Raw genomic sequence first — 9060 nt, forward strand, 5'->3', positions numbered from 1 at the left:
GCAGGAGGGCCTGGCGGAAGGCCTCCTGGAGTTCTGGGGGGAGCAAGGGGGGCTGGCCTGGGTTTTGGTGGCGGAGGTCGGCCATGGGCTTGCCTTGGTTGTAGCGGTGGAGGGTGTCCCGGACCCAGCGGGTGGAGTAGCCCAGGGTTTGGGCGACTTTTGGGATGGGGTGGCCGGTGGCGAGGAGCCAGAGGGCGTGCCAGCGGGAGCGTTCTATGGGGTCTTGGCTTTCCCGGTACAGGGCGTGAAGGTTATCCGGGTGATGCTGCAGCTTGAGTTGCAGCCGGGGGCGGCGTTGGTGTTTGGCGAGGTCCATGGCCCCATTCTACGGGAGAGGACTAGGGGGATTTCTTATAAAACCTCCCTCACCCTTTGGGGAAGCGTTATCCGGCCCTTGCTACCGACCCGGCTTCTCACCCTACACCCCTTGCGGGGAACCTCTACCCCGCTGCCTCCGCCCGGGGCGGCCTTAGGGCCTCGGCCACGAAGGCCGCCATCACCCCCAGCACCAGCCCCAGGAAGACCGCCAAGGCCAGGATCAGGGCCCGCTTGGGAGCTACCTTCTCGTAAACGGGGTAGGCGGGAGCGATCACCTGGGCCAGGCTGCTTTCGGAGCTGGCCAGCTCGATCTGCAAATCTGTCCTCTTCTGGGATAGAGCCAGGTAGGCGTTCTTGGCCAGCTCCAGGGCCTGGTTGATCCGGTCCTGCTCCACCTGGGCCTTGGCCACCCGCTCCTTCAGCAGGTTGATGCGGGCCTCCACCTGGGCGATGCGGGCCTCGAGGGCCGCCCTGCGGGCCAGGAGGCGTGCTTCCTCCGCCTGGGCGTCTATGAGAGTGCCCCGCAAGCGCTGGTACTCGGGATTGGGATTATCAAAGGATAGGTCCCCGGACGTAAGGCTGGCGATCTGGTCGTAGCGGGAACGGAAAGCCTCGTAGGCGGCCTTTTTGGTGTTGTATTCCAGAAGGATCGCCTCCCTTTCGCGTTCCTGGCCGGCGATCTGCGCCTTAAGGGTGCGGATACGGCGGTCGTACTCCTGGAGGTTGCCCTCGAGGGCCTTCCGCTCCGCCTCGAGGGCAGCTTTTTCCGCCTCCAGGCCCACGATCTCATCCCGGAACTTTAGGACGTCCGGGCTCACCTCCCTGAGCTTCATCTCCGGCTTGGCCGCCAGCCGCTTCAGGTTCTCCGCATACCGATACACCGCACCGTAAATGTCCCGCGCTACATCCAGCTCCAAGGAAAGCCGCGACCGCTTGGCCTCCTCCTCCGCAATCCGCTCCTGCAACGACGCCACCTGCGGCTGAAGCCGCGCCTCCTCATCCCGCAAAGCCCGCTCCTCCGCCTTGAGGGCAGCCTCCTGGATCTCCAAATCGATTATCTGATCCCGGAACTTTAGAACGTCCGGGCTCACCTCCCTGAGCTTCATCTCCGGCTTGGCCGCAAGCCGCTTCAGGTTCTCCGCATACCGGTACACCGCCCCATAAATATCCCGCGCCGTGTCCAGCTCCAGAAGAAGCCTCGCCCGCTTCGCCTCCTCCTCCGCTATCCGCTCCTGCAACGACGCCACCTGCGGCTGAAGCCGCGCCTCCTCATCCCGCAAAGCCTGCTCCTCCCGGTCCAGGGCCGCCAAATCCGCCCGCAGGTCCAGCGCCGTGAAGAGGAGCTTCTGGTGGGTGGGGTTTAGCTCCTGATTCTTGAGCTTCAGCCCCACCAGGGCCTGCAGGTCCCCTCCCCGGGCAATAGCGGCGGCTACCACGGGGTCCGCCACCACTTCCCTTTCCAAGGCGAGCAGCTTGGGCTCCTTGGCCAGCTCCGCCTCGGCCTCCGCAAGGCGCCTTTGCAGCACCGCCCGCTCCGTGGGGATCTTCTCCAGGCGCTGCCGGATGCTCGCCACCCGGTCGGCAAAACCCCCAAGCTGTTGCTTCAACACGTTGAGCTGGCTCTCTCGCTGGTACGCCTGCCACGCGGCCTCCGCCGCCTTCACCCGGGCGTCCGCCTCCTTTAAACGCTCCGCCACCAAAGCCTCCGCCTCCCTCACCGTAAGCCCCGCCACCAGGTTCTCTATGGAAAGGCTGGGAAGCTCACCCTTGAACTCCTCAAAGCGTTGCCGGGCTACACCCAAGGCCTCCTGAACCCGGGCCCGCTCCGTGATAATCCCGTTTAAACGCTGCCGGATGCTCGCCACCCGGTCGGCAAAACCCCCAAGCTGCTGCTTCAGCACATTGAGCTGGCTCTCCCGCTGGTACGCCTGCCACGCAGCCTCCGCCGCCTTCACCCGGGCGTCCGCCTCCTTCAGGCGCTCCGCCACCAAAGCCTCCGCCTCCCTCACCGCCATCCCCGCCACCAGGTTCTCTATGGAAAGGCTAGGGAGCTGGGCCTTGTACTCCTCAAAACGCTGGCGGGCCTCCCTAAGGCGGGTTTCGTTTACCGCCAAATCCTTCAGAATGGCGAGAAGCCTGGCCTGGGCCGAGGCGTAGCCCTCCGTGTAAGCCCCCAGCTCCGCCTGCCACACGGGGATGCGCTCCTGGGCCTTGAAGCGCTCCAGAGTCTGGGATGCCTGGAGGTAGCTTTGCCGGGCCCTTTCCGTTTCTCGCTTCAGGTTTTCCTGGGCCTCCTTAAGCCGCCTTCCGATGATAGCCAGCTGCTCCGGGCTGGTGCCGATGGGCACCAAGGCCGCCTGCCGCCTAGCCTCGGCCTCGAGGGCCCTGATCCGCCCCTGTACCGCCGCCAGGTCCCGCTCCAGGCCGGAAAGCTCCTGGTCCAGGCTCACCCTCTCCCCCGTCTTGGCATCCAGCTCCGCCTTGTCCTGGGGCAGGGTGGTGGTGCGCTGGAAAGCTTCCCAGCGGGCCTGGGCCTCCCGGTAAACCTTTTCCGCAGGGGCAATCTGTTCTTCCAGAGCCCCCAGACTTGCCCGGAGCCGGGCGGTGGGAATGGCGTTCACCCTCTTGACCACCGCCTCCGCCCAGAGGTTCGCCGCCCTGGCCGCCACCTCCGGGGTCGGAGCCTGCACGGTAAGCGAGGCCACCACCGGGGGTACCTGCCCCTGGGGCACCACCTGCTGGCGCGGGGTTTCATCCTTGATCTTGAAATCCTTCACCATCCGCTCCAGGCCCGGCGTACCCCCCTGGTCCTGCCAGGCGGTGGGAAGCTTTCCCTCCCGGCGTAAGGTTTCCCATACCTCGCGGGTGACCTCCTCGGAATAGGCAATGGCCCTAAGGGCCTGGAAGCTGAGCAGGCTCTGCCCCTGCACCTGGATCCGCCCCTCCAGCTGGGCCTGCACCTGCACTGGGGCCACGTTCACCGTGGCCGTGGAGGCGTACCGGGGCTCGGCGATGAAGAAACCGTAGATAAGGGCCAGGGCTCCGAAAACCAAGGGTAGGGAGAACACCCAGACCCTCTGCCTTTTTAAGGTTTCCACAATATCCCGCAGGGAAAGCTCCTCACCGGGGGTCTCCACCATAACGCCGTTCACTATACCCTATCCGATCCATCTGTCGCCGGGACGCCCTCGGGCTGATACGTGGGAATCAAGCGCTTAAGCACCTGGCGCAAGACCAAATCATCGCCTAGGCGCGCCACACGATAGAGCTCCTCCAATAGGTGCGGGAATTCTGAGGGAAGAGGGCTTTTCTTGGCCACCCAGATCTTTTCGTGGCAGCTTGCTTCCGCACCCTCCTCGGCGGTAAGGAGCTCTTCAAAAAGCTTTTCCCCAGGGCGCACCCCAGTGAAGATGATATCGATATCGCGGTAGGGCTCGAGGCCCGCCAGACGGATGAGGTCTTTGGCCAGATCCAGGATCCTCACTGGCTCCCCCATGTCGAGAATGTACACATCGCCGTTTTCCCCCATTCCCCCCGCCTGCAACACCAGCTGGGCAGCCTCCGGAATGGTCATGAAGTACCGGCGCATCTCCGGGTGGGTCACGGTTACCGGACCACCCCTCTTGATCTGCTCCAGGAAAACCGGCACCACGCTTCCCCGGCTTCCCAAGACATTTCCGAAGCGTACAGACACGAAAACCTGCCCCAAAGCCGCCCGCGAGGCCCCCCAGGCCACCACCTGCTCCGCCACCCGCTTGCTGGCCCCCATCACGCTGGTGGGGTTCACCGCCTTGTCGGTGGAGATATTCACCAGGCGTTCCACCCCGAACTCCAGGCATAGCTCCACCACATTCTGCGTCCCCCGCACGTTGTTGAAGATGGCCTCATCGGGGTTGGTCTCCATCAAAGGTACATGCTTGTGGGCAGCAGCGTGGAACACCACCTGGGGCCTATAGAGCTGAAAAACACGGCGCAATCGGTCCCGGTCCCGCACATCGGCCACCGCCACCTTGTACTTAAGCTCGGGGTAGCTGGCCTCGAGCTCCTTTTCTATCAGGAATAGGCTATTTTCGCCACGGCCCAAGAGCACTACCTGTTCGGGGTGAAAGCGGGCCACCTGCCTTACCAGCTCGCTCCCAATGGACCCCCCTGCCCCCGTGACCAGCACCACCCGCCCCTCCAGGTAGCCGGCAATCTCCTCCAGGTTGAGGCGCACGGGCTCGCGACGCAGGAGGTCTTCCAAACGCACCTCCCGGATCTGGGAGATCCCCACCCGGCCCGAGAGAATCTCGTAGATTCCAGGAAGAATCCGGTAGCGAACCCCCACGGCGCGAGCCAGGTCCACCACCTTGCGCACCACGGACCCCGGGGCAGAGGGAATAGCCACCAGAACCTCCTCCACTTCCAAGGCCCGGGCCACCCTGGGCAGATCATCCAGGCCACCCAATACTCGGACACCCGCAATGGTCTGTCCCCTCTTGTTGGGGTCGTCGTCCAAGAAACCTACAGGATAAAGGCCTGCCTCGGGGTGGCGGAGCATCTCCCGCACCACCATGCTCCCTGCCTCCCCCGCCCCCACCACCAGGACCCGGGTGCCCTGAACCCCCTTGCCCCTTTTCCCCTCCCAGTAGAGGCGTACCCCCAGGCGCACCCCCCCCAGGAGCAAGAAGGCCAACACCATGGCAATAAGAGGAACGCTCCGGGGCATGGGAAGGTAGGCCCTTAGGACCACGGCAAAGGCCAAAAGGACAGCCCCGCCTAAGCCCACCGCCGTGCCCAGCCGCACCAGATCCCGCACCCCCACCCGGCTCCAAGCCTGCCGGTGAAGGCCGAAAAGGGCGATGAACAAGGCCTTTACGGGAATTCCCAAAAGGGTGTAAACCCAGGTGGCTTCCCAGTACGGGGAAGGAAGCCCCTCGAGGCGCAAGGCCATGGCCAAAGGCGCCGCCAGGGTCCAAAGAGCCAGGTCCAAAAGGAACTTGATAGCTCCCCGCATACGCTAGAGCCATCTTAACCCGGGAGGGTGTGAACGCAGGGTTAACGTAACCCTAACCTAACCGGCCGCAAGGTTTCGGATGGCTTCTATGATCCGGTCCTGGTCCTCAGGGGTTAGGGATGAACCTGAAGGCAAACAAAGCCCCTTACGGAACAGGTCCTCCGCCACCTCACCCCCCACCCTTTCCGCCCCCTGGAAAACGGGCTGCAGATGCAGGGGTTTCCACACAGGTCGGGTTTCTATACCCTCCTTTTCAAGGGCCTGTCGGATCGCCTCCGGCGAACGTCCAAAGGCCTCCCTATCCACAAGCATCACGGTAAGCCAACGGGTGTGCCGGCCCCAAGGGGCCTCGGGTTGGAATCGGACGCCTGGCAAATCCGAAAGGCCCTCCACGTACCTTTGGAAGATACGCCGCCGGGCCCCCACCCTTTCCTCTAAAGTGCGCAACTGCGCCCGGCCCACCGCAGCCAGGAGGTTGCTCATGCGGTAGTTGTACCCCACCTCAATATGCTCATACCAGGGGACGGGTTCCCGAGCCTGGGTGGCCAGTTTCCGGGCATGGGCGATAAGCTGTCCATCATCGGAAACCAGCATCCCCCCACCGGAGGTGGTAATGATTTTGTTGCCGTTGAAGGAAAAGATACCTGCATTGCCAAAGGTACCGGGGCTTTTGCCCTTGTAAGTACTTCCCAAGGCCTCTGCCGCATCTTCAATAAGGGCTATGCCGTACTCCTTGCAGAGGGCCTGGATTGGCTCTATGTCTGCGCTTTGGCCGTAAAGGTGGACCAGCACCACCGCCTTGGGAAGTCTTCCCCTTTTGGCCCTCTTCTTAAGGAAGTCTGCCAGGAGGGCGGGGTCCATGTTCCAAGAGGTTCTTTCGCTATCTATGAACACAGGGCGGGCACCCAAATACAAGACGGGAAAGGCACTGGCCGCAAAGGTAAGGGTGGAGACCACCACCTCGTCCCCTGGCCCCACCCCGGCCAGGATTAGGGCCAGATGGATGGCCGCCGTACCCGAACTCAGGGCCAGGGCATGCCTGGCCCCCACCACCTCCGCAAACTCCCGCTCAAAGGCCTCCACCTGGGGTCCGAGAGGGGCGATCCAACCGGAATCTAAGGCGTCTTGCAGGAAGGCTCTTTCAAGCCCGGAAAGATGAGGAGGGGAAAGGTATATGCGCTTCACGGCTCCCCCTGGATCTTGCGCCTTACCTCAGCGGGAACTCCGTAGGCCAGGCTGAAGTCCGGGATATCCCGAACCACCACGGCGCCAGCCCCCACTATACTCCACCTGCCCAGGCGCTTTCCGGGTATAACCACCGCTCCCGCTCCTACGAATGCACCCTCACCTACCTCGACACTTCCGGCTAACCGCGTCCCAGAAGCCAGGTGCACCCAGTCCCCTATTCGGCAGTCATGCTCTACCACGGCGCTTGTATTGACAATGACATGCCGACCCACCTGCACCATGGGCTGCACTATAGCCCCCGCAAAGACCACCGTTCCTTCCCCTAAAGATGCGGTCGCATGCACATAGGCTCTGGGATGCACAAGGGTGGCCCAGTCCACACCCGCCATAAGCGAAGCCAGTTTCTGCCGCACCCGGTTTTCCCCTATCGCCAGGACAAACCTCACGTCTTTCTGCAAAAACCTTTCAAAGGCAGATACCGGCCCCAAGACAGGGGCTCCCAAAAGACTAGAACCCCACTTGGTCGGGGCATCGTCCAACACCGCCACCACTTCCATACCTGCCTCCAAGGCCGTGGCCACGGCCACCTTGCCATGCCCCCCCGCCCCGACCACCACTAGCCTCATACTCCCTTGCTACCCTTAAACTCCGGCATGGTGGCGTGCCCCTGGGCACTGATACCCTCCCGGCGCAATACCTTCACGATGGTCATCAGCAGAATCTTCAGATCCAGGAGCAGGTTCCAGTTGTCCACATACCACACATCCAACTTAAACTTCTCCTCCCAGCTTAGGGCATTGCGCCCATTGACCTGCGCCCACCCCGTGATCCCCGGCTTCACCTCGTGCCGCCGGGCCTGCTCCGGGGTATACCGCTCCAGGTACTCCATAAGAAGGGGCCTGGGGCCCACCAGGCTCATCTCCCCCTTGAGGACGTTGATGAACTCGGGAAGCTCGTCCAGGCTGTACTGGCGCAAAAACTTTCCCAATGGGGTGAGCCGCTTCTCGTCGGGCAAAAGCCTTCCCTCCGCATCCCGCTCCTCGGTCATGGTGCGGAACTTGTACATGACGAAGGGCTTGCCCTGAAGCCCAGGGCGCACCTGCCGAAAAAGGACCGGGCTTCCCATCTCGCGCCAGATGCGAAGGGCAACGTAGAGCATCAGAGGTCCAAAAGCAAGGAGGGCAAAGGAAGCTCCCACCACGTCCAGGATCCGCTTGAGAAGAGGGGAACGTAATAGAACCACGAACCTCATTCTATTCCCAGTTCCTTTAAAAAGCGCTCGTTCACCTTCCGGGCGTCAAATCGCTCCTCCGCAAGCCTTCGGCTTTCCTGGCCCATCCGCACGATCAAGTCCGGCTCGTGTATAAAGCGCTCCATGGCCTCGGCCAAGACCTGGGCATCCCGCGGGGGAACCAGGAAACCGTTAACCCCGGGCACCACCGTTTCCCGGCAGCCAGGCGCATCCGTGGTGATGACGGGGCGGGCCATGGCCATGGCCTCCTGGGTGCTGCGGGGAACCCCCTCCCGATAAGAAGGCAAGACATACACGCTCGTCTGCCGAAGATAGGGCCGAACGTCCTCGGTCCAGGGCACCCACTCCAAAAGACCCTCCTCCACCCAGGAGCGAACCTCGCTTTCCCTGATGGCCCCAGGATTGGTGTCCAAAGGACCGATAAGGAGAAAGCGCACCTCCGGGTAGTTACCCTTTATCCTGCGGGCAGCCTCAGCAAACTCCCGCACCCCTTTTTCCCGGAGCAGCCTGGCGATGAGGGTAAAGGTAACGGGCTCGAGGTGAGGGGGGGCGGGGGGCCACTCCTCGAGGGGCACCCCAATCCCCCCCAGAAGCACGGCCTTCTCCTTGCGTACCAGACCTTGGGATACAAACTCATTGAGATCATCGGGGTTCAAGAAGAAAACCTTATGCGCTAAGGAAAAGCTCAGCCGGTAAAGCACCTTTAAAACTGCCCTCACTACCCGCTTCTTTAAGCTTTCCTCACCGGGAGTAAAAGCAAAACCTAGCCCCTCCACCACCGCAAACCGGCGGGGTACGCCTGCCATTGCCGCCGCTATGATGCCGTACACGTTAGGCTTGGGCTGGAAGGTGAGGACTACATCCGGCCGGTGAAACACAAAGGTCCGAAGTAGAGTGAGGATTGTCCCCAGATCCTGGATGGGACTGATCCCCGTGCGGTTCATGGGGTATTCCCCAATTTCCCCAATGCTTTTAAGCCCCTGCTTGAGTTCAGGTGTCCAGTCAGGCGCTAACACCCTAAAATAAAAGCCCTTTTCCGATAAAAGTTTAAGGAGCGGTTTACGGAAAAGGGGTACGGCTGCAGCGTAGGGAACAACTATATGAACATTAGCATGCCTCATGGCTTGACCTTTTTCGCCATCAGTTCAGTATAGATGCTCTCCCACTGATCCAAAACTGCCTTCAAAGAAAACCGCTCCTCAACCCACTCCCGCCCCCTTAGCCCCATGGCAATCCTCTCATCCTTGGGCAAAGTCATTATTTTAAGCATCGCGCTTGCCAAAGCGCCCGCATCTTTAGAAGGCAC

8 protein-coding genes are annotated in these 9060 nt (G+C 62.1%); all 8 read right to left on the reverse strand.

Translation table 11 applies throughout. The annotated features are described in order from the left end of the window. Positions 1 to 316 (reverse strand): helix-turn-helix domain-containing protein (locus G584_RS0111235; protein WP_028493059.1); only part of this gene is annotated, 316 nt, incomplete at its 3' end. A gap of 124 nt (positions 317 to 440) precedes the next feature. Beyond that, positions 441 to 3458 (reverse strand): Wzz/FepE/Etk N-terminal domain-containing protein, encoded by a 3018-nt coding sequence (locus G584_RS13115; protein ID WP_038051205.1) that lies wholly within the window; start codon positions 3456 to 3458, stop codon positions 441 to 443. A gap of 11 nt (positions 3459 to 3469) precedes the next feature. Then, positions 3470 to 5314 (reverse strand): polysaccharide biosynthesis protein, encoded by a 1845-nt coding sequence (locus G584_RS0111245; RefSeq protein WP_028494672.1) that lies wholly within the window; start codon positions 5312 to 5314, stop codon positions 3470 to 3472. Between the two features lie 57 nt (positions 5315 to 5371). Then, the gene (locus G584_RS0111250; protein ID WP_028494673.1) at positions 5372 to 6499 is read right to left on the reverse strand and encodes a DegT/DnrJ/EryC1/StrS family aminotransferase; all 1128 of its coding nucleotides are present in this window, start codon (positions 6497 to 6499) and stop codon (positions 5372 to 5374) included. Then, the gene (locus tag G584_RS0111255) at positions 6496 to 7128 is read right to left on the reverse strand and encodes an acetyltransferase (protein WP_015716223.1); all 633 of its coding nucleotides are present in this window, start codon (positions 7126 to 7128) and stop codon (positions 6496 to 6498) included. Before G584_RS0111255 ends, G584_RS0111250 begins: the two co-directional genes overlap by 4 nt. Continuing rightward, a complete protein-coding gene (locus G584_RS0111260) occupies positions 7125 to 7754 on the reverse strand; it encodes a sugar transferase (RefSeq protein ID WP_038051209.1) in 630 nt (209 codons plus the stop codon). Before G584_RS0111260 ends, G584_RS0111255 begins: the two co-directional genes overlap by 4 nt. After that, positions 7751 to 8410: a glycosyltransferase family 4 protein gene (locus G584_RS13230; protein WP_245563406.1), complete on the reverse strand. Its 660-nt coding sequence runs from the start codon at positions 8408 to 8410 to the stop codon at positions 7751 to 7753. The genes G584_RS0111260 and G584_RS13230 overlap by 4 nt, the downstream gene beginning before the upstream one ends. A gap of 461 nt (positions 8411 to 8871) precedes the next feature. Beyond that, positions 8872 to 9060: glycosyltransferase (locus G584_RS0111270; protein WP_028494676.1), on the reverse strand; the 189-nt coding region annotated here is incomplete at its 5' end.

This window comes from Thermus antranikianii DSM 12462 (assembly GCF_000423905.1).
Lineage (GTDB): Bacteria > Deinococcota > Deinococci > Deinococcales > Thermaceae > Thermus > Thermus antranikianii.